A 20,674-nucleotide genomic window follows, 5' to 3' on the forward strand; every position below is an offset into this window, starting at 1 on the left:
GTCGATAGATGGCTTTAAGCATTTGCGGGCGCTCCAGTTCCGAAGAAAAAAGCGGTTGCCGAATGACCCATAGAGTGGTACATCAACTAAGCATTGGAGGCGTGGAATGATCGTCGGGTTTCAGGACGAATGGCTGCGGGCCTTTTTCGTGGAGGATATCCACTCCCGCAACATTCCGTCCGATCTCGAAAGCCGGTTGTTCCGCAAGCTCCAGATGATCGACGACGCGATGACCGATCAGGATTTGCGTGTGCCACCCAGCAATCATTTCGAGAAGCTGCGCGGCACGCTCGACGGCCTGCATTCGATCCGCGTCAACAAGCAGTGGCGGCTGATCTTCCGATGGGACGGCGGTCGCGGCGAAGCGTCGGATGTTTATCTCGACGACCACAGCTATCGATGAGGTGACGCCATGTTGATGACCACACGCAAACCGGCCACGGTCGGCGAAATCCTGACGGAAGAGTTCATGCAGCCGCTCGGCCTGACGCAGGCGGTGCTTGCCGAGGCGATGGGCGTGCAGCGCAAGCATGTGAACGAACTCTGCAACGACCGGCGCAACGTGACGGCGGCGACCGCGCTCATTCTGGCGCGCGTGTTCGGCAACAGCCCGGACTTCTGGCTGAACACGCAGCGTCGCAGCGATCTGTGGAGCGTCATGAATTCGCCCGAGGAGCGGGCGCGGGTCGATCGTGCCAAGCCCTTGGCGAAGGCGGCATAGCGCGGAGCGATCCCACCGATTTGCCGCCGTTTCTTCGCCATGACCGCACGGCCTGCGATTTGGCTTTCGGTTCTACTCTTGCCGCCGCTTGATGTCTGTTTGACTCGAACCGAGAAACAGGCGGCGACATGGAAGGCGATGACGACGAGAAGCCGGACGAGACCGTCCCGGCCAACGGCAATGACGGTGCGGACGGCGAGCCGCAGGCGGAGACATGGCAACGCATCGACCGCGCGGCGCTAGCGCTGGCCCGGATCATCGGTCGCCGCATGGCGCGAGAGGACTTTGCGGCGCTCGCCGCCGCCAATGACAACCACAGGCCCGATGCCGCCGGGAAGACGGAGGACGAGGCCGACAAGGATGCCGAGAGTGATCCTGAACCCGCATATGCGACTGTGCTTCACAGCAGTTCTTGCTCTATTGGCTGTTGGTCTAAGGCCAGCCGCCGGAACGCCGAAATGTCCTGCTCAGGATGAATTGCTGGCGAAAGCGGAGATCGTGGTTGAGGCGCGCGTGAAATCGCTGTCGATCGGCGAATCCGGTTTCATAGGGACAAAAGACTCTCCGACGCGGTGGATAAGGGCAGATTTGGAGATCAAGAGAGTTATCAAAGGCAAATTCCTGGGAAATGAGGCGACGGTGTACGGCACCCTGTATCCCCCAGGGCCTTTCATGGAGTTGACCGCGATGGCGTTATCTTACGGTTTCGATGACCGTGACACCTTCGAATGGGAGCTTTCGCGCCACGAAATCGGTGATGATGTGGCGTTGTTTTCAATGAACGCCTGCAACTATCGCAAATTCCCCGACTGGGCAGTTGGTCCCCGCTGATCGACGGTGTCACATCGCAATTGGCGCATGTCGGCTCAGACCCGCTTCCGCCGCATCTGCGTGACGCTCCGCCAGACGGCCGAGACCAGGAAGTAGAAGGCGCCGAGGCCGGCATATCCGGCGATGTTGGCAATGGAGGGTGGTTCCGGCATTTGCGCCTGGGCGATGAAGAACGCGCCTGCCACCGCGGATTGGCCGCCGCTGAGGATCATCGCCCACTGGCCGCCATTGGTCTTCCAGCGCCGGACAGCGGTTCCAAGCTGCAGCAGGCCGGAAAAGATCGCCCAGAGGCCAAAGACGCCGAGAACCCAGTTCATGCTCATCGTCAGCGCGACAATCACGGCAGCGGTCGTCACCGCGCTGACGGCGACGTTGATTGCCTGGCTGCGGTTGTTTGCCAGGCCGCCATTCCGCGATGCGTCGACCAGGTTGGCGGCGGCATCCCAGGCCGGGTAGAGGATCAGCAAGGCGGCCGCGACGGCAAGCGACTGCTGGCCGGCCGTCAAGGCGGCTGCGACCCAGATGGCGGAAAAGGCTGCTCGCGTAAAGTAATAGCGCGTCAGCCACTCTTCCCTGTCGCCAGACGCGACGGTGGTTTGATCGGTGGTCATCATGATCTCTTTCCTGAATGTGATGGTGTTGGTCTGAAAGGGGCGGCTCACCGTCATGAGCGGCGGCGTCCGTCATCGCGATGGGATTTCCTGGGCTTGCCGGAACTGCTCCGGCACCGCCGGGCTGCTGTCGAGACAACGTTTCTCCGCCGTTCGGGTCCATCGGCTGCCGGTCAGGCGGCATTCCCTGGTAAATCGCCGGTCGAACCGGGGGCGGCCCGGCCGACCGGCGACGACGTGGTCACATGGGCGGGACCACGCCATTCTTTCCGACAAGCACCTGATGGGCGAGGGGCCCCGAGGCAGCCTTTTCGGCGGGGATGAAGACGACGGCGCCGGGAACGAGATCGTCCTTGGTGGCCGGAGCGATGGTCACGACCGGCGTGCCGTCCGGAATGGCGATCTTCTTTTCCTTGCCGTGATAGGAGACGGTGACGGTGCGGCCGTCGATGCCCTTGACGGCGTCGGCCACGGTCGCGTTGGTCATGCTGCTGTTGGGCTTGAGGTCCCAACCATAGCTCCCTTCACCGGCGCCTTTCATTGCCGGCGGGAAGATCAGCACCTCAAGCGCGCCGTCGCCGCCGCCTTCACTCGGCAGCGATGCGATGCCGACGAAGTCGCCCGGCTTGATGTCGGTGACCGCAGCATTTGCAACGCTCGCCAGTTTCCAGCCGTCGGCAAGGGTGACATCGACGGTCTCTCCCTCGCGGGTCTTCACCGTGAGAGCGGAGCCGCTATAGGCGACGATGCTGCCCCTGACATGGATCTGCTCGGGCTTCTGGTCTTCGGCACGGGCAGGCGCCCCTGGAAGGGCCGCCGTCGAGATAGCGCTGAGCCCCAGCAGGAGGGCGGGGAGAATGGTCTTGATCATATGGTTCTTCCTACTAGTTGGTAGTTTCGCTGAACGTCGTTATCGCTCCGAGCTTTATTCCGCCCGGAACTTTATCGAGCGGCGGTCGGAGTGAGCCGCTGCAAGGTGGGAGCCAGAATGGTGGCGAAGACCTCCGGGGTCCCGTAGGCCCGGGCTGAGAGCATGGCGCCATGGACGGAGGCCATGAAGGCTTCAGCCTCGACGCGCGGTTCGCTCGACAGCGTCAAACTCCCGTCTTTAGCGCCGCGTTCCATCACCGAGGTCAGCCATGTCGACGCAAAGCGGAAGAAAGCCTTGACCTCGGACGCGACCTCCGGCGGCAGGGCCGGCAGTTCGCTCGCCAGCAGGGCGCAGACGCAAAACGGGCGGCTTGCATCCTCGATGCACTGGGCCCAGTGGCCCGCATAGGTTTGGAGGAGCGCCAGGGGATCCCGCACCTGCTGCTCCAGGCCCGCGATACCCGCCTCGGCATCTTCGCGATATCGCACCACAAGCGTGCGCACCAAGTCGGTCTTGCTCGGAAAATGGTGATGGATGCTGGCCTTGCGGATCCCGACGACGGCAGCAATATCGGCATAGCTGAAGCCGTTATAGCCTCCAGTCATGATCAGTGCTCGGGCGGAGGCCAGGATCTCGTCGGACGTCGTCGAAAGATTGCTCATGAGGTCTATCTACCTTCCAGTAGGAAGGCTGTCAAGCGGAACGCAGTTTTCTGCCATCGGCGGTCGTCGAGGCCGTGACCGGCTTCACCTTGACGCTGGCGAAAGTGATGACGGCGTCGGTTGTAACGACCGGCCTTGACTCGCCTCGAACCATCAGAACATAATCGGAACATCTAATATAGAGGATAGAGTTCCGGATGTGCGGCCGCGTCTATATCAAGACCTCGCTTGAGGAGCTGGTGCGCAATTTCGCCTTCGCAGAGCGAGGCGCGATCGATGCGCTCGGGAACCGATTTCCGCGCTATAACGGCGCGCCGACGCTGGATTATCCAATCATCATTCGCGACATGGTCCGCGAGCCTGATATCATGGGGCCGGTGTTCGCCTCGGCGCGCTGGGGCCTGATGCCGGCATGGATGAAGCCGGGTGGCCGGCCGCCGCCGATCAATGCGCGCTGCGAGGGCATCAGTACCAACGGCCTGTTCCGCTCTGCCTACAGGTCGCGCCGTTGCCTGGTGCCGATCAACGGCTTCTTCGAGTGGAAGGATATCTTCGGCACGGGCAAGAACAAGCAGCCCTATGCGATCGCCATGGCTGACGGCTCGCCCTTTGCGCTCGCCGGAATCTGGGAGACGCGGCGCGACAATGACATAGAGATTCGGAGCTTCGCAATTGTCACCTGTGAGCCGAATGAGATGATGGCGCAGATCCATGATCGGATGCCGGTCATCCTGCATCGTGAGGATTATGAACGCTGGCTATCGCCGGAACCCGATCCGAACGACCTGATGAAGCCATTCCCTGCCGAACTGATGACCATGTGGCCGATCGGCCGCAATGTGGGTTCGCCGAAGAACGACACGGCTGACATTATCGATCCGATCGAGCCAGATTCGGAACCGACGCTGATCTGAATTCACCGGCTCGGGCGGGAGCCATCCATCAACCATGCGGTCAAAGAGAACCTCGCGAGAGGACAGGACGACGCATGCCAGAACAAATCACATGGAAATCGTGGGAACATGTCAGCGGCCGGGAAATCAAATACAAATGGCGGCACGCCTGGAAGGAGAAACCCGGCGACGACTACGTCGCTTTCGACGGCGATACCCAGATCGGAAGGATATTCCGGTCACAGGCCGGCGGAGTGGTCGATAATCGATGGTTCTGGATCGTGGCGACAGACGGCAGCCATCGACTGGATTGGCCGTCGGCTGGATACGAGGACAGTGCCTACGTCGCCTCAAGGCGGCTCGAAATGATCTATGAGAGCATCAAGAGCGGGAAACGGAGGACGGCACACCCATGAGCATCGAAGGCCATTCGAGTGCGCCGGGCGCCAATGTGATCGTTGAGCATTATTGCGAGCACCGGTTTGCTGACGGCACAGGCTGCAAGGAATGGGGAGGCTGGGGAAACAGCACGTCCCCATCTGTGCCGACTCGCTGGTGGTGCTTCGAGCATTTCCCGCATAAGTCATACGAGCAGGAACAGGCGCTCAGACGGAAGCTCGAGGCGGCCGAGCGTGGCAATATAACTCAATGATTGCTGGATTGATCATCTGCGCATCGCAGACCGCCAAGCCCGAAACAGAGGAACGACTGGTGCGACTGAACCGGCCATATCGACAACACGCCACTGAGACGCCGCGACCAACAAAGCAAATGCCTCGCCTGACTCTTCTCGCACTCCCGATACTATTGCCCGGCTGCGGGACTCTCGAGCAATGGGATCCTGTGTATTCCACCCAGACCGCGCCAACGGCAGCCGAACGATCAGCTATCATCGATTATGCACGCAAGACGTATCACAATGAGCGTGAAATCAGAGATGCAAGCATATCGAACGTATTAACGCTAAGCCGTGGGGATCGGATCATTTGCGTAAGGTTTAGGGCGAAAAATCGACTCACAGAACGTGTGGGCGTGACGACACGATCCTTCCACGATGACCAAAGATACGGGTTTGCCCTTGGTGGCTATACGTATCAGGATCACTACTGCAATCCAAAATGGCTATTCTATTCTCCGTTCACCGAATTGGAACACCTTTTCTAGATCTCAGCTAACGGATTTTTGAGCAGCGACCCGCCAGCCGCTGGTTGATATTTCCGGGCCGACTGGCAAGAGATCGGTGAAGTGATTGGCAAGGAGCTGCTTCGGGAGGGCTTCGCACGGGCCTGGAGCTCGAAGCAACGGAATAACTGGTGTGACCCCATCGCCGGTGTGTTGTGAGTGCTATTCCTCACGCTTCTCCTCGCCATACGCTTCATCTCTCACTTCGCGCCAAATCAAAAACCTCATGGGGTGTTTGAGTATGAACTCTCTTTTGGCTCTATCCTTACGCAGTTCCCGCCACGAATAACTAAACATGTAGCTGACAACGCTGACCGGAAATAACGCCATCGCGGCGGCGGCCAGGAAGTTCTCGATGTATCTGAAAATTCCGAGGGAGCCTTGTCGATGGATGACAAACCCTCCCAATAAGCAAAGAAAAAAGGCAACCAGACAGATGGTGCTTAGGCGCTTCGTCAAAATAATCTCGCTATGGTGACTCCGCGGCAACGAAACGATTGGTGTAGCTGAGATTTACCTGTCTTCTCGCCGTCCACGCTCATACAGGCCATCGATTGTAATTTCTCCCATGGCCATCTGAAGCCATGCAGTAAAAAAGCCCGTCCTGAATTTGGATTGCGACCCCAATTCGACCACGAGAAGCATCGTCATAAAAGCGAAAAGCATAACAGGGCTTAGGAATGAGGCCTGGGAGACCGTGGAAAGATCAATGTGGTTGATTTTGATATAAAATATCATCCCAGCAAACCATACCGCACAGGGAGGCGCAACGGCTAACCAAGCCCAAACAAAGAAGCGAACTTCTTCATGTAAATACTTCAACCGCTTTGGCTCCGTTCGTGAGAGGTCGCGACGATCTATATCATAGTGGGCTGTGGCTGAAACCGACACGCTAATTTTTGGAGCGTCACAACTCAGTTGTTCTTGAGCCAATGCCGCACCCAGGCCACGGCAACGGTAGGCGCTGCTACCCGTTATGATCAGTCCTTCACTGCCTTACCGGTGGCCAAACCATCATAAAGGGAGGCTATCGCTACCCACCATCTAACTCCTCACGCCAAATGAGAAACGAAAGGATCGGGTCTTTGAGTATGAACTCTCTTTTGGCTTTATCCTTGCGCACTTCCCGCCAGCTCCGTGTCAGCCAAAAACTGCCGAGGCTAAAAGGAAACAAAGCGAATATAGCGGCGCCTATTACGATGGATACATACCTCAGAAGCCCATGTGTGTTTTCCACGCCGCCACTTAATCGTGATACGCCAAACGCTCCTGCCAAGCAGAGGAAGAAAGCTACCAGGCAGATGATGTTTATGCGTTTTGTCACGCCAATCCCTCTGTGTTCTGCCTGACATCAACCGCCGGTACTTTTTTCGTACCTGGCTCGTCAGCATCTGGGAGGCCAGCTGTCCTAAACAGCGCCCAAATTCCTAAAATCAGCCCAGCCATTGCAGGAACGCCCAAGACAACTCCAAAATAAATTTCCACTGGAAGGTCATGAATTCCAATAAATAGTTCCTTCCCAGCACACTTATTAGCCATGTACCCTTTGAAATGTGCACACTTTCCAGCGTCAGGGAATAAAAAGAAAAGCCCGTCAAGGACAATCAGGAAGCTCAGGCAGATGCCCATGCCGCGTAACATTTTGACGTCGGGACGCCTGAGAGATGGAACAGATGGTTCCGGTTTCGTTTTTTGAACGGACCACAGTAGCTTGACGAACAGGAAGCACGCACCCGTTCCGAGAAATTGGGCTATCATCAGGGCAAGCGCTTGGTTGATAACGGGCTTTACGACTTGGGCAGTTAGTGCTGCCATGAATGCCACCAGCCCCAGTACTGAAACTACTGACGCCCACGTAACCCCGTCGCGTGTTACAACTGCACGGTAAAGACCATAAGACGCCCAGACAGTCATGGCTATGGGAATGGGGCCGATGGGCCAAGGAAACGAGAGATCAAGCATGCCCTGACTATGCCTGATCACATGCTTTACTCAACCTCAAAGTAGTGGGTTAGGGACCAAACAAGACTCGACGTTCGTCGTAGCGGCCGGCAGCCGAAAGATCAGCTGTCATCGATTATGCACGCAAGACCTACTACAATGAGCGTGAAATCAGAGATGCAAGCATATCGAACGTATTAACGCTAAGCCGTGGGGATCGGATCATTTGCGTAAGGTTTACGGCGAAAAATCGACTCACAGAACGAGTGGCGTGACGACACGATACTTCCACGATGACCAAAGATACGGGTTTGCCCTTGGTGGCTATACGTATCAGGACTACAGCTGCAATGCCAAACGGCTACAGTATTCTCCGTTCGCAGAATTGGAACACCTTTTCTAGAGCCGATTTTTTTCCAGAGCTGCCCCGTATCGTCGGGGCATTTTTGAACGCCGCGGAACCGATGCCATGATCTTCAGCCAATGCCTCAGTGCCGATGCCGATCGTGCTCGATGTGCAGATGGCGGCCCAACCTTTCAATGAGCACTGCGACCGACGTCTCGCCCTGACCGCTCGAAATTAGAATCTGCACCGAGGGCGGTGCGATGGTTCGTGGCCGTCAAAGGCTGCGCGCCTCCATCAGCCGTCGGTCGAGAGGGTGACAGGCTTCCACGCCTCGATCTCCTGCTGGAGGCGAACGATCCTGTCTGACACGTGCTTGAACGCGTCGCTGCCGAGCAGAAGCTGCGGCGGCGGATTGTCGGATTCGATGAGCTCTAAAACCGCCGCGGCCAGTTTGGCGGGTTCTCCGCGCTGCTTGCCGCTGACGGCCTGCCGCGCCTCGCGGATCGGATTGAAGAGGGCATCATAATCGGCGATCGACCGCTCGGTGCGGACCATCGATCGTCCGGCCCAGTCCGTCCGGAAGGAGCCGGGGCAAAGGGTCGTCACATGCACCCCGAACGGAGCCATTTCCGAACGCATCACTTCCGATATGCCCTGGAGCGCAAATTTGCTGCCGCAGTAATAGGCGATGCCGGGCATGGTGATCATGCCGCCCATCGAGGTGACGTTGACGATGAAGCCGCGGCGTCGCGCGCGAAACCGCGGCAGAAATGCCTTGGCGACGGCGACGGCGCCGAAGACGTTGACGTCGAACTGCCGCCGCATCTCTTCGATCGGCGACTCCTCGAGCACGCCCTCGTGGCCGTAACCCGCATTGTTGATCAGCACGTCGACCGGCCCATGCTCGTCTTCCGCGTCGGCGACGACATCATCGATGCGGTCGAACTCGGTGACGTCGCAGACGACCGGCCGCAGGCCAGGCAGGGTTTTGGCGAGCGCCGTGCGCGACGCCTGCGAGCGCACAGTGCCGATCACCATGTGGCCCGCCTGAAGGGCCGCAGATGCAATGGCGAGCCCGAAGCCGGAATTCGATCCGGTGATGAAGAAGGTCTTTCGTGACATCAACGATACTCCTTGATTGAGGATGGGAATTGACAAATAGTATGGAGAAACCGGCGCATCGATTGCGGATTCTCTCAAAATGTTGCCAAATCCTATGAATGGTGATCGCGGCCTATCCAGGCGAGGGGAGATGGTCGCCTTGGCCGCACGTCTCGCTCTCCGTCACGGATATAATCCGACCGCTCTTGCTTCCGTTCGCATATTGCGCACCGAAGCCGTGCTCCACGACATTCCGGTCCTCTATCAGCCGGGCGCGGTTTTCGTCCTTCAGGGGAGCAAGCAGGGCATCCTCGAAGGCGAGGTCTTCACCTATGACGAGGAGCACTATCTGGCGGTGTCGCTGCCCGTTCCGTTTCGGATGACGTCGATGGCCAGTCCCGAGCGGCCCTTACTGGCGGTCTATGTCGAGTTCGATATGCAGATGGCTGCCGAAATCGCATTGCAGGTGGAAAAGCATGCCGAACTGCCAGGCGACGAGCCGAGAAGTCTCGTGTCGAGCAGGATGTCCGGTGATATCGAGGATGTCCTGCTGCGCCTGCTGACGGCACTTGGCAGCAGCGTCGAGACGGATGTGCTTGGCGCCGGCCTTCTGCGCGAACTGCACTACCGCGTCCTGGTCGGTCCGCAAGGCGGTGCGATGATCGCCGCCCTCCAGCAGAAGGGCAGATCCGGGAAAATCATTCAGAGTCTGGCCTGGCTGCGGGAAAACTATGGCCTGGAGATCGCGGTCACCGATCTGGCAAGGGAGGTGGGCATGAGCGTTCCGTCCTACCATGTCCATTTCAAGGGTCTGACCGGCAACAGTCCGATGCAATACGTCAAGGCCATGCGGCTTCACGAAGCGAGATTGATGATCGCGCGCCAGACGAGAACGATCGCTGATGTCGCGGCTTCGGTCGGCTACGCCAGCCCGGCGCAGTTCAGCCGCGACTTCAAACGGCATTTCGGGCGCACGGCATCGGAGGAGATCAAGTGGGTCCAGCGCCATCTTGGCGAACTGGGTGACGATCACGGCTAAAGCATGTCTCACACGCCCGACGGTGCAACGGCCCGCAGCGCGGTCCTAACGATCGCATCGCCGAACTCCGGCGAGACCGGGCGATGGCCGACCAGCAGCCGGAAGAAGACCGGTCCGTAGATCATGTCGAGCAGCGCCTCCATATCAGGCGGCGGAACGATCTCTCCCCGAGCCAGAGCCTCCTCCAGGATGACACGACCCGCGTTGCGGCTCGACAGGATCACCTGGTTGCGGAAGGCCTTGGTGAATTCGCTTTCCGGGTCGGCGGCCGCAAGTGCCATGGTGATCTGCCGTCCGCGCGTGCTCGCAAAGGCAGTCACCAGTCCGCTCATCTGCGCCCCGAGAGCCGCCTGCGCCGTGCCCCCTCCAAATTCCGCTTCCGGTAGCCGGTTGACCAGAAGAGCGGCCATCGCCAGTTCCTGCGCGTTGGCCCAGGAACGGTAGATCGTCGGCTTGCCGACACCGGACCGCGCCGCCACGGCTTCGATCGTCATGCGGCCAAAACCTTCGGCCATCAGGATTTCATGGGCGGCCTCCAAGGCACGCCTCTGCGCGGCAGCGCTTGGCGGCCGCCCTCGTTTCTTCGGTGTTGCATTACTCTCTTGACTCATATCTTTACGATACGTAACGTTAATGAAGAACCCAGTCAAGGAGGATCATCCATGCCGAGTTTTGCCCGAAAAGTGAGCGCCTACTTCATCGTCAAGGATGCGGCGCGGGCCATCGACTTCTACAAGGACGCTTTCGGCGCCACGGAAGTCTTCCGAATGACCGATCCTTCGGACGGGCGGATCGGCCATGCCGAGCTGCGTTTCGGAGAGACGCTGATGATGTTGGCAGACGAATATCCGGACTTCGGCGCCCTGTCTCCCGATACCATCGGAGGCTCGCCGGTGACCTTCCATATGGACACGATGTCGACCGACGCAGCACTGGCGCAGGCGCTGTCGGCCGGGGCGACGATGTTGCGTCCGGCGACCGACCAGAGTTTTGGCGAGCGGGTGGCGCAGGTGCTTGATCCCTTCGGTCACCGCTGGATGTTGTCGCAAACCATCGAGCAGGTCACGCCTGAGGAGATGCAACGCCGCTGGAACGCGGACATCTCGGCGTGAGTGCCACAGCCCTTGGAGCGATCGAGGAGGCCGGTGGCCGGCGTCCGTCCCGAGCGACTGCACCATTTCTCTGGGGGTTCACTGAAGGTAGCTCACATCAAAACATCCGTCTTGACTCTCTTCGCTATCAGAACACAATAAGAACATCGGCGCGGCGGCCGCCATCTGAAAACCGAAGATGTGGAGAGCGGATATGCGTGAGCAGCCGATCGGCGAAGCCGTGGAAGATGATGCGTGGCCTGCAAGTGATGTGATGTGGCCGCCGGAAAAGGAGATTGAGGTCTCCGAGGCGCATGCAAGCCTGGTCAAGGCCGTGGCGGGGAGCCGCGGCGTGAGATTTTTCACGGCCTTCATCATCGACATCCCCAGCGATACCTATCTTGGCGATGTCCAGATGGCGATCGACGAGGCTGCCGGCGAGGCCTGCGGCATCCTGCTGACGAAGCATGTCACCGGCCGTGACGCCGCAACAGGCGAGCCAGTTCTGACCGAGGAAGCCACGCGACCGTTCAAGTTTCCCTTCAGCGAGGGCGTCGCGAACGCCATATCGGTATTCTGCAGCAAACTCAAAATGGCGGGCATCTTCGTTTGATCGCCGCCATGCAACGCTTCCGGCCGGACCTCTCGAAAACGCCGATGCATCGGCGCCGCAAAGACGGTGGAGTTCCATCCGGCCATGCTTTGCCGCATGCGAGGGTCCTGGCAAATTTCGATAGACCGTGTCGATTCCGGCGTCGTAAAATCGACAACCGTGAGAAAAACACGGAATGAGCCCCATGCCCATCTTTCATGCGCAGTGTACCTGTGGCGCCCTTGCCCTGGAGGTCGATGGCGATCCTGTGCACAACCACGTCTGCACGTGCACGCGTTGTCAGCGTGCATCCGGCGGTGCACTTGCGCATAATGTGTGGTTCCGTGAGGAAAATGTCCGGATTGTCTCCGGAGAATATTCCGTATGGTATCCGCAAGGCGAAACCACACCTGATGTGATGAAAGCCTTTTGCCGGATCTGTGGCGGGGGCGGGTTTTCGAAATCCGGAACATACTTTCCCGGAACTGTCGTCATCGCCGGCGGCACATTCGCCGATCCGTCCTTTCCGGCACCCGATCATGTTCATTGGTGGGACAATCGCCCGCATTGGATCGACCTGACCGAACCGATCGAGCGTCTTGCCGGAAATTGACCTCTCCGGGCATCGCCTGCGTCACCCCTGAATGATGCCGCTTATGTTTGAAACCTGCACAACACGGAGGCTCTCTTTTGCCCCCGACGCAGCGGATGGCGCGTCAAGTAGCCAGGGATAGCGGAGTTGAGTTGCGGGCAACCATATGCTGATGCAGAGTGCCGTGGAAATGGGAAGCCCAAAAGTGACCAGGAAAAACCATAGCAACCCGCGCTCGCGAAAACACACCGCCGACGCTCCAGCGGTCGACGTGTTCACCCGGAGCGCGCTCGCATCCGATCTGACCTGGCTGCCGGATATGACGGGTGTTGGAAAGCCACCGCTTACCGCTGAAGCCTATATAGAGGCCTATCTCGCAGATCCCGGCGAATGGTATTGGTCGACGATTTTACTGCATGATCCGAGCGAGGTCGTCTTGAAACGAGTGCTCGCCATTATCGATCAAGCCCAATTGCCTGGCCACGAAAAAGCGCTCGGTCAATTGGGCGCCGGCCCGCTCGAAGACATGATGTCGGAGGAGTTGCTGGATCATCTGCAACATTGGCTGCCCTTCACGCCGGCCATGCGCCATGCGCTCAGTCAGGTTCGAATGTCCAGCGAACCTCTTGTCTTGCAACAGCGACTGAAGGCCATGCTCTCGCGGTAGTGTGCCTCCGCGGCTGGCATGGATTCCAGGGCCAAGGCCTGGAATGACGGAGAGTGGGGCGTATCCTGCGAACTTCGAGCCGAGGTTTTAGTTCAAGATGTAGTTTCGAAGGAATGTGCGAACGCTGCGGATGGACTTTCCTGCGGCGTCCGGATTGTATTTTTCGATGTGGCCCAACACCCTCCGTCCCACCTTAAATTCCGGGGCGTCAAAATCGTGGTAAGTGCCCTTGTAGATATTGAGCTCGATGGGCGGGCTATCGTCACTCAGCTTGGCAAGCCTCTTCCGGCATCGGTCAGCCGGGCTCCAATTGTCTCGTTCGCCAGTTAAAATCAAGATCGGCACCGTCGCATCGCCCTGAGTTGCCGCGCAGAGGGGATAGTAGGCAACCGCCGCCCTGAACTTGCTGTCCATCAGCTGTTCGTTGCCTTCGATTTTTGTTCCCTCCAGCGTCGCCGTGCCGCCGGTTGAAAAGCCCATCAGGGCAACGCGCCTGATATCGACGAAGCTTTGTTTCGATAAAAAATTCAAAGCGCCATAGGCGTCGAAGACGCGATCGGGGAGACGGTTTTGACAGCTGTCCTTGATGTTGCGGGTGGTGAAGCTATCGACGACCAGCACGACGTAGCCCCATGCGGCCAGCCGTTTCGGCCAAAGGTCTTTGACGCTCAAACGCAGACCCTCGCATCCATGCAGAACGACGACTGCCGGGAAAGGGCCATCACCCTGGGGGCGGGATAGATATCCCAGCAGGGGCGTACCTTGCGGTTGAGAAAGAATTTCTCCCTGTTCTCTCGCCTTGCTTATCCGAAATGGGCTGAGCTTGACGGGCGCGCTTTCGAAGTGAACCAGTTCGTCGGCATCAGCCGGGTTTCCAGCGAGCGTGACGCTGAGAAAAGCGATGAGGCAAAGAAAAAGTCTCGTGGTTTTCACTGAACTTCTCCACCGTTTGATCAACAGCCCACTCATTGTACGCCGGACCTGAAGGCTCGCAAAGCGGTGAGGCGTTCTGCCGCCGGTTGGACCGGGTTGGGCAGATTTCAATTAATCGCATGCTGCGGTTAGAAGCCCTTGATCACCCCCCGGCGGATCATTTATGACTACCGTAAATCCAGGCTGCGAAATTTGAGTCCAGAAGCGATGTCGACCAAATCGGCGCCGCGCTCCGATCGTACGCGCCATTTGCCAAGACTTGCGGATTTGCCACAGGGCTCACCTCTTGCTCCGTCCTCCTCGGGCTTGACCCGAGGATCTACGTTGACCCTCCACCAGCAGCGGGCATGGATCCCAGGCTCAAGGCCTGGGATGACGGAGGTTGGGAAGCGAGATTTGCCAAATCCGGCGCCGGCGCGGCGTAAGTCGTTCTGCCGCCGACCGTGTCGAGCAGGCTCGGTTTCGAACTGGCGCGAGGCCCACAATTAGCCCTTGATCACCCCCCGGCAGATCATTTATCACTACCGCAAATCCAAGCTGCGAGATTTGAGTCCAGAGGTGATGTCGACCAAATCGACGTCGCCCTTCAATCGTTTGCGTCACTCGCCAAGGCTTGAGAACCGGTCATCTCAGACGTCCGGACAGCTTCCTCGGATCGTCGTTGATCCCCCATCCTCTGCCGCCTGACCGCTCATCTTCGATCACATCGGGATCGGGCCGGGTCGCGCTCGCCTCTTCCAAGGAGAACTGCAATGGACCCTTCGATTGCTCCGGCCTCGCGGGCCGCAGTGGTGACGCCGAACGATACCGCCATTGTCGGTGCGCGCGCGCTTTATATCGGCACGACGGGTGACGTTGCCATTGCGCCGCGTAGGGACATGGATCCGGTCATCTTCAGGAGCGTGCCGGCCGGGACGATCCTGCCGGTTCATGCCGCCATCGTGGCGCTGACCGGGACTACGGCATCCAACATCGTCGCGCTGTTCTAGAAGCCTCCAGAAGCGGCGCCTCATGGGCAGACCCATCAAGTTCACCCAGGCGATTGCCGACAGGATTTGCGAGCGTATCGCCGACAGGGAAAGCCTCCGGTCGATCTGCCGGGATGAAGGGATGCCGGCGATGTCGAGCGTGCTCTCCTGGCTCGCCGATGACGACAAGGCCGGTTTTCGGGCCAAATACGCCCTAGCGCGCGAGATTCAGGCGGATGGTTTTGTCGACGAGATGGTCGAGATTGCCGATGATCGCGCAGACGACTGGATCGAAAAGAAGAACGCCGCCGGCGAGACCACCGGCTGGCAGGAGAATGGCGAAGCCATAAGGCGTTCGCAGCTCCGCATCGCCACCCGCCAGTGGGTCGCCGAGAAGCTGAAGCCGAAGAAATACGGTTCCAAGGTCGAGCCCGACCATGGCGTCGTCGCGAGTGAAGTTTCGCAGTTGCTGGAAGATATCAATGGCAAGACGCGCGGACTTCCAAACGGCGGTTGAGCAGTTTTCCGACTGGCGCTGGCGTCTCAACAATCTCTATTGGATCACCGACAAATCGGGCCAACGCGTCAGGTTCGAGATGAACTGGACGCAGATGACCTTTTTCGAGCAGATGCATTATCTGAATGTGCTGCTGAAGGCCCGTCAGCTGGGTCTGACGACCTTCATTCAGATCTTCATGCTCGATGCCTGCGTCTTCAACCGGGATATAAGGGCCGGCACCATTGCCCATACGCTGGGCGACGTGCAGACGATCTTCCGGGATAAGATCAAATACCCCTATGACAATCTGCCGGATGGTATCCGCAACGCCGTGCCTGTCGTCAGAGCCAACCAGACCGAACTGCTGCTTGGCAATAATTCGAGCATTCGTGTCGGAACCTCGCTGCGCTCGGGAACGCTGCAATATCTTCATATCTCCGAATATGGAAAGCTTTGCGCGAAATATCCGGAGAAGGCGAGGGAAGTCCGCACCGGCGCTTTGAATACGGTGCAGGCCGGCCAGCTGGTCTTCGTCGAAAGCACGGCGGAAGGCCAGGAAGGGCATTTCTACACGCTCTGCGAAGATGGCCAGGTCAAGCAGCGCCAGGCGGCGAAGCTGACCGAACTGGACTTCAAATTCCATTTCTTCCCCTGGTGGAAGGAACCGCAATATGCGATCGCGCCTGAAGGCGTCATCATCACCGATGCTTTCGCAAAGTATTTCCGCAATCTGGCCGATCAGGGCATCACGCTGACGGACGGGCAGAAGGCCTGGTACGTCAAGAAGGCCGAAACCCAGCTCGGCGACATGAAGCGCGAATATCCCTCGACGCCGGCGGAAGCTTTCGAAGCGAGCGTCGAGGGCGCCTATTACGCCGACCAGATGGCGGTCGCCGACGCCGAAGAGCGGATCGGGGTTTTCCCGCATGTCGAAGGTTATCCCGTCCACACCATTTCCGACATCGGCATGGATGATACCAACAGCGTCTGGCTGTTTCAGGTGCTGCCCGGCCGTGTCAGGATGATCGGCTATTTCGAGCATACCGGCACCGGCATGGACGGCATGCTCGACGAGCTGGAGCGGCGTGGCGCCGAGCATGGCTATGTCTACGGCGTCCACAACATGCCGCATGACATTAAGGTCAGGGAATGGACGCGGGGCGGCATGACCCGCATCGAAGTCATGCTGAGAGAGGTCAAGGCCCGCGGTCTCGGCACGGTCCGCAAGATCGAGCGCGCCTATGTCCACGACCGGATCAACGGCACGAGGCGCATTCTGGCAAAGATCGAGTTCGATCAAGCCGGCTGCATCCAGGGCATCAAGTGCCTGCGGAACTACCGCAAGGACTGGGACGAGGATCTGAGCGTTTTCCGCGACGAACCGCTGCATAACTGGGCCTCGCATGGTGCTGACGCTTTCGGGGGTCTGGCGATCATCTTCACCGGCCTGGCGCCCGAACCGCTGAAGCCGCAAGCCAAGATACTCCCGACCTTCCAGACGATGACATTCAACGAATTTGCCGATTCCACCCCCACCTACAGCGAGCGTGTTTGATGGAAGACGAAACAACGGCTTTGGCGGACGGGCAGCAATGGGACCTGGCAAAGGTCGGCGCCCGTTGGCAGCAGGAGCTCGAGCGCGCTCAGCGCTATTTCAAATCCTGGCATGACCGCTGCGTCAAGATCGAGAAGATCTATCTCGACCAGCAGTCGGACCAGACGAATGCGGCCAAGCGAAGATTTCCAATGCTCTGGGCCAACACCTCGGTGCTGCAGCCGGCCGTCTATGCCCGGGTGCCGCAGCCGGTCGTCGAGCGCCGCTTCAAGGACGCCCAGCCGGTGGCGCGGATGGCCTCGGAACTGGTCGAACGCAATCTCGCCTATATGGGCGACGAAGCCGATATCGATTCGATCATGCGGGCGGTGCGCGACGATTTTCTGCTCTGCGCCCGCGGCACGGTGTGGCTGCGCTACGAAGCCGATTTCGAGCCGCTCGACATGGGCGTCCAGCCCTCCGACGCGCCGGCCAATGGCAGCTTGCCCGAGAGTCTCCTCGGCGGCTTGCCCGGTGGCATGGGCGAGAATGGCGTTCCGCCGGAGGCAATCAGCGACGAGCGTGTGTGCATCGATTATGTGCACTGGTCTGATTTCCTGCATTCGCCGGCGCGGCGCTGGAAGGATGTGACATGGGTTGCGCGGCGCGTTCCGATGACCGACGAGGAGCTGGAGAAACGCTTCGGCCCGGACGCGATGACATCGCTCCAGGCGCAAGGTGCCGGCAGCAACAAGGGCAGCAACCAGACGGAGCGCGCCGAAAACGAGGGCAAGACCCATGTCTGGGAGATCTGGTGCAAGAGCGAAAACTATACCGTCTGGATCGCCGACGGCGCGCCTGTGGCGCTCGAAGTGTCGGAGCCGCCGCTTGATCTGACACACTTCTGGCCGTGCCCGCGCCCGGCCTATGGCACGATGTCGACCAGCTCGCTGATCCCGGTTCCCGACTATGTCTATTATCAGCAGCAATGCGACGAGATCGATCTGCTGACGAAGCGGGTCAACAAGCTGACGGACCAGCTGCGGCTGAAAGTGTTCTATCCCTCCGGCGACGGTGCGATCTCGCCGGCGATCGAGAAGGCGATGCGGCCGGAAAACGATACCGTCATGGTGCCGATCCCGGAATGGGCTGCCTTCACCGACAAGGGCGGCTCGAAAGCCATCGTGACGCTGCCGATCGATGAGGTGCAGAAGGTCATCATCGCTTGCATCCAGGCCCGCAAACAGCTGATCGAGGACGTCTACCAGATCACCGGCATTTCAGACATCGTCCGCGGCGATACCCAGGCGTCGGAGACGGCAACGGCGCAGCGCATCAAGAGCCAGTGGGGCTCGATCCGCATCCGCGACCGCCAGTCGGAGCTTGCCAGGTTTGCCCGCGATATTATCCGCCTTGCCGGCGAAATCATCTGCGACCAGTTCCAGCCGGAAACGCTGATGCTGGTCAGCGGCATCAAGCTGCCGACCATGGCGGAGAAGCAGCAGGTCCAAATGCAGATGCAGCAGATGCAGATGGCGGCGCAGCAGGCCGCAGCGCGCGCCGAGCAGATGGGGCAAGCCGCACCGCCGCCGCCGCAGATACCGCCGCAGCTTGAGCAGATGATGCAGCAGCCGACGATCGACGAGGTCGTGCAGCTCCTGCGCAATGACAGCATTCGCGGCTTCCAGATCGACATCGAAACGGATTCGACGATCGAGCCCGACGAGGACGCCGAAAAGCAGCGCCGCATGGAATTCGTGCAGATGATCGGCGGCTTCCTGCAACAGGCGGGCGCCATGGCGCAGCAGAACCCGATGCTGGTGCCTGTCATGGTCGAGACACTGCTCTTTGCCGCCCGCGGCTTCAGGGCCGGTCGCCAGCTCGAAAGCACGCTGGAACAGGTCGGCGCCCAGCTCTCCGAGGCGGCGACCGCACCAAAACCGCCGCCGGAGCCGCCGGCCGAGCAGATGATTAAGCTGAAGACGGCTGAAGTGAAGGCCGGTGCCGAACAGCGCAAGGCCGAGCTTGGCGTCGCGCAAGCCGAGATCGAGCATCGTGCCGTGGTGGAACAGGCGCGCGGCGAGGCAGCGGCACAGGCGCTGCAGCAGTTCCAGGCGCAGCAGGCCGCTTATCAGTGAACGGAGTGAAACCATGAGAGAACGCTATTGCCGCGTCTGCGGCGGCTGGCACGCGCTCGACGAGTGGCCGCACAACTGCATGCCGCTAAAGAGCCCGGCGCAGTCCGATCTGCCGGCGCCGCATTTCGTCAGCGACAGCATCGATATCCAGTCGATGCATGACGGCAGGCATTACACCTCGAAGGCCAAGCTGCGCTCCGCCTATCGATCGGCCGGCGTGGTCGAGATCGGCAACGAAAAGCCGCCGCCGATCGAAAAGCCGAAAACGGATCGCAACGAGATCCGCAAGGAGCTGCGGCGAGTTCACGCCGAATACAACGCCTAGAACAAACCGCTCTAACCTTTTGTTTTTACGGGCATCAATCCCCGACAAAGGAAGTTTCCGACATGGACATGGAAGACCTGAACGAGGCCGGCAACGGCAGCGAAGATTTTGGCGCGTTCGACGAGAAGCCGGTCAGCATCCGCGACAGCTTGAAGGCGGCGATCGACACCGTCGAAGGCAATGGACCGGGCGATATCGCTGGCCAGCCGCGCGACGGCGAAAACGGCCGCTTCCTGGCCAAGGAGCAGGAGCAAGCCGCAGCGGCGAGGGCAGGGCAGGCGCCCGCGGCAAACGCCGCTCAGCAGATGCCGCAAGCCCAGACCCAGCTGCAGACCCGGGAACACCCCGCAAACGTCGGCAGTCGGGTTCCGCCCGGCTGGTCGGCAGGAGCCAAGGCGCAATTCGCGACCCTTCCCGGTGAAGTGCAGGCGGCGATTACCAAGCGGGAACAGGAGGTCGATAACGGCTTCCGTGTCCTGCAGGATTACAAGGGGCTCGAGGAGTTCACGCCGCTCATCCGCCAGGCCGGCATGACCCATGCCGATGTCATGCGCCGGGCGATCGACTGGGAAAAGGCGCTCATCCACGATCCCGTCAACACCGTCGTTCACGTCGCCAGGATGGCCGGGGTCAATCTTCATGCCCTGGTCAATGGTCAGATGGAACAGGTCCTGCAGCGGAGTTCGCAGCAGGCCGGACCACAGCAAGGAGGACCGCAGCCGCGACACGTCAACGTCGAGGCGACGGTCGAACATGTTTTACGGAAAAGGGACACCGAAACTCAAGTCGATGCCTTCCTTTCCGACCCGGCAAACGCGCACGCCGATGATGTGCTGGACGATATGATCGCCCTTATCAACGCAGGGCGGGCATCATCGCTTCAGGACGCCTACGACGCCGCATGCTGGATGCGCCCGGACATTCGCCGGCAGTTGATCAGCCAGACTGCACAGGCCCCCGTTCACCAACAGCAAGCCCAGAGGGCAGCAGCGGCAGATCAAGCCCGCCGCGCCTCGCGATCCATCTCTGGATCTTCCGCGCCGGGCCCGACCCGCGATGCGGCAAGAGGCCAGCCCACCTCAATCCGGGACTCGCTGCGCGACGCCATGCGTTTTTCGCGCGGTCAAGTCTGATCAA

At 59.7% G+C, this 20,674-nt stretch carries 26 protein-coding genes; 18 read left to right on the top strand and 8 right to left on the bottom strand.

Annotated features, from left to right (window positions below; translation table 11 throughout):
- The first annotated feature begins 106 nt into the window (after positions 1-106).
- From AC244Q_RS04090 to AC244Q_RS04105, 4 genes are all read left to right on the top strand, one after another.
- A complete protein-coding gene (locus AC244Q_RS04090) occupies positions 107-403 on the top strand; it encodes a type II toxin-antitoxin system RelE/ParE family toxin (protein WP_012756493.1) in 297 nt (98 codons plus the stop codon).
- Between the two features lie 9 nt (positions 404-412).
- Positions 413-721 carry a HigA family addiction module antitoxin gene (locus tag AC244Q_RS04095; RefSeq protein ID WP_012756494.1) on the top strand — a complete coding sequence of 103 codons (309 nt, stop codon included), beginning with the start codon at positions 413-415 and terminating at the stop codon, positions 719-721.
- A gap of 128 nt (positions 722-849) precedes the next feature.
- Positions 850-1,197, top strand: coding sequence for a hypothetical protein (locus tag AC244Q_RS04100; RefSeq protein ID WP_128405857.1), 348 nt, complete (start codon positions 850-852; stop codon positions 1,195-1,197).
- Position 1,198: 1 nt separating this feature from the next.
- Positions 1,199-1,552 (top strand): hypothetical protein, encoded by a 354-nt coding sequence (locus AC244Q_RS04105; RefSeq protein WP_128405858.1) that lies wholly within the window; start codon positions 1,199-1,201, stop codon positions 1,550-1,552.
- A 35-nt stretch (positions 1,553-1,587) separates the two neighbouring features.
- On the opposite strand, the gene AC244Q_RS04110 is transcribed toward AC244Q_RS04105, so the two are convergent.
- From AC244Q_RS04110 to AC244Q_RS04120, 3 genes are all read right to left on the bottom strand, one after another.
- The gene (locus AC244Q_RS04110) at positions 1,588-2,166 is read right to left on the bottom strand and encodes a DUF308 domain-containing protein (protein WP_245460418.1); all 579 of its coding nucleotides are present in this window, start codon (positions 2,164-2,166) and stop codon (positions 1,588-1,590) included.
- A 238-nt stretch (positions 2,167-2,404) separates the two neighbouring features.
- Complete coding sequence (locus AC244Q_RS04115) at positions 2,405-3,034, bottom strand: hypothetical protein (RefSeq protein WP_128405860.1); 630 nt, start codon at positions 3,032-3,034, stop codon at positions 2,405-2,407.
- A gap of 71 nt (positions 3,035-3,105) precedes the next feature.
- A complete protein-coding gene (locus tag AC244Q_RS04120; RefSeq protein WP_128405861.1) occupies positions 3,106-3,696 on the bottom strand; it encodes a TetR/AcrR family transcriptional regulator in 591 nt (196 codons plus the stop codon).
- A gap of 197 nt (positions 3,697-3,893) precedes the next feature.
- Here AC244Q_RS04120 and AC244Q_RS04125 point away from each other — a divergent pair, with 197 nt between their 5' ends.
- From AC244Q_RS04125 to AC244Q_RS04135, 3 genes are all read left to right on the top strand, one after another.
- On the top strand, positions 3,894-4,610 hold the full coding sequence (locus AC244Q_RS04125; protein WP_128405862.1) for an SOS response-associated peptidase: 717 nt from the start codon (positions 3,894-3,896) through the stop codon (positions 4,608-4,610).
- 74 nt (positions 4,611-4,684) lie between these two features.
- On the top strand, positions 4,685-5,005 hold the full coding sequence (locus AC244Q_RS04130; protein WP_128405863.1) for a hypothetical protein: 321 nt from the start codon (positions 4,685-4,687) through the stop codon (positions 5,003-5,005).
- Entirely contained in the window at positions 5,002-5,241 is a 240-nt protein-coding gene (locus AC244Q_RS04135) for a hypothetical protein (protein WP_128405864.1), read from the top strand. The genes AC244Q_RS04130 and AC244Q_RS04135 overlap by 4 nt, the downstream gene beginning before the upstream one ends.
- Positions 5,242-5,933: 692 nt before the next feature.
- Here AC244Q_RS04135 and AC244Q_RS04140 read toward each other — a convergent pair.
- The 3 genes from AC244Q_RS04140 to AC244Q_RS04150 form a co-directional block, all read right to left on the bottom strand.
- Positions 5,934-6,230, bottom strand: a complete 297-nt coding sequence (locus AC244Q_RS04140) for a hypothetical protein (RefSeq protein ID WP_018067893.1) — start codon at positions 6,228-6,230, stop codon at positions 5,934-5,936.
- Between the two features lie 861 nt (positions 6,231-7,091).
- The gene (locus tag AC244Q_RS04145; protein WP_128405865.1) at positions 7,092-7,733 is read right to left on the bottom strand and encodes a hypothetical protein; all 642 of its coding nucleotides are present in this window, start codon (positions 7,731-7,733) and stop codon (positions 7,092-7,094) included.
- Positions 7,734-8,352: 619 nt separating this feature from the next.
- A complete protein-coding gene (locus tag AC244Q_RS04150) occupies positions 8,353-9,180 on the bottom strand; it encodes an oxidoreductase (RefSeq protein ID WP_012756503.1) in 828 nt (275 codons plus the stop codon).
- Between the two features lie 79 nt (positions 9,181-9,259).
- On the opposite strand from AC244Q_RS04150, the gene AC244Q_RS04155 reads away from it, so the two are divergent.
- Entirely contained in the window at positions 9,260-10,198 is a 939-nt protein-coding gene (locus AC244Q_RS04155) for an AraC family transcriptional regulator (RefSeq protein ID WP_128405866.1), read from the top strand.
- Between the two features lie 8 nt (positions 10,199-10,206).
- Here AC244Q_RS04155 and AC244Q_RS04160 read toward each other — a convergent pair whose 3' ends face one another.
- Positions 10,207-10,809: a TetR/AcrR family transcriptional regulator gene (locus AC244Q_RS04160; protein ID WP_012756505.1), complete on the bottom strand. Its 603-nt coding sequence runs from the start codon at positions 10,807-10,809 to the stop codon at positions 10,207-10,209.
- A gap of 51 nt (positions 10,810-10,860) precedes the next feature.
- On the opposite strand from AC244Q_RS04160, the gene AC244Q_RS04165 reads away from it, so the two are divergent.
- The 4 genes from AC244Q_RS04165 (at position 10,861) to AC244Q_RS04180 (ending at position 13,140) form a co-directional block, all read left to right on the top strand.
- A complete protein-coding gene (locus AC244Q_RS04165) occupies positions 10,861-11,310 on the top strand; it encodes a VOC family protein (RefSeq protein WP_113546245.1) in 450 nt (149 codons plus the stop codon).
- 193 nt (positions 11,311-11,503) lie between these two features.
- Positions 11,504-11,902, top strand: coding sequence for a hypothetical protein (locus AC244Q_RS04170; RefSeq protein ID WP_113546244.1), 399 nt, complete (start codon positions 11,504-11,506; stop codon positions 11,900-11,902).
- A 184-nt stretch (positions 11,903-12,086) separates the two neighbouring features.
- Positions 12,087-12,494: a GFA family protein gene (locus tag AC244Q_RS04175; protein WP_128405867.1), complete on the top strand. Its 408-nt coding sequence runs from the start codon at positions 12,087-12,089 to the stop codon at positions 12,492-12,494.
- Between the two features lie 169 nt (positions 12,495-12,663).
- Positions 12,664-13,140 (top strand): hypothetical protein, encoded by a 477-nt coding sequence (locus AC244Q_RS04180; RefSeq protein WP_113546300.1) that lies wholly within the window; start codon positions 12,664-12,666, stop codon positions 13,138-13,140.
- 87 nt (positions 13,141-13,227) lie between these two features.
- On the opposite strand, the gene AC244Q_RS04185 is transcribed toward AC244Q_RS04180, so the two are convergent.
- Positions 13,228-14,109, bottom strand: coding sequence for a dienelactone hydrolase family protein (locus AC244Q_RS04185; RefSeq protein ID WP_113546243.1), 882 nt, complete (start codon positions 14,107-14,109; stop codon positions 13,228-13,230).
- 716 nt (positions 14,110-14,825) lie between these two features.
- Here AC244Q_RS04185 and AC244Q_RS04190 point away from each other — a divergent pair.
- From AC244Q_RS04190 to AC244Q_RS04215, 6 genes are all read left to right on the top strand, one after another.
- Positions 14,826-15,062, top strand: coding sequence for a spike base protein, RCAP_Rcc01079 family (locus AC244Q_RS04190; RefSeq protein WP_113546242.1), 237 nt, complete (start codon positions 14,826-14,828; stop codon positions 15,060-15,062).
- A gap of 22 nt (positions 15,063-15,084) precedes the next feature.
- Entirely contained in the window at positions 15,085-15,558 is a 474-nt protein-coding gene (locus AC244Q_RS04195; protein ID WP_113546241.1) for a terminase small subunit-like protein, read from the top strand.
- Positions 15,524-17,095, top strand: a complete 1,572-nt coding sequence (locus AC244Q_RS04200; RefSeq protein ID WP_128405868.1) for a terminase — start codon at positions 15,524-15,526, stop codon at positions 17,093-17,095. The genes AC244Q_RS04195 and AC244Q_RS04200 overlap by 35 nt, the downstream gene beginning before the upstream one ends.
- The gene (locus tag AC244Q_RS04205) at positions 17,095-19,212 is read left to right on the top strand and encodes a hypothetical protein (protein ID WP_128405869.1); all 2,118 of its coding nucleotides are present in this window, start codon (positions 17,095-17,097) and stop codon (positions 19,210-19,212) included. Before AC244Q_RS04200 ends, AC244Q_RS04205 begins: the two co-directional genes overlap by 1 nt.
- A gap of 13 nt (positions 19,213-19,225) precedes the next feature.
- Positions 19,226-19,537 (top strand): hypothetical protein, encoded by a 312-nt coding sequence (locus AC244Q_RS04210; protein WP_128405870.1) that lies wholly within the window; start codon positions 19,226-19,228, stop codon positions 19,535-19,537.
- A 62-nt stretch (positions 19,538-19,599) separates the two neighbouring features.
- Entirely contained in the window at positions 19,600-20,670 is a 1,071-nt protein-coding gene (locus AC244Q_RS04215) for a hypothetical protein (RefSeq protein ID WP_128405871.1), read from the top strand.
- Positions 20,671-20,674 lie beyond the last annotated feature (4 nt).

The organism is Rhizobium sp. CB2179 (genome assembly GCF_057653455.1).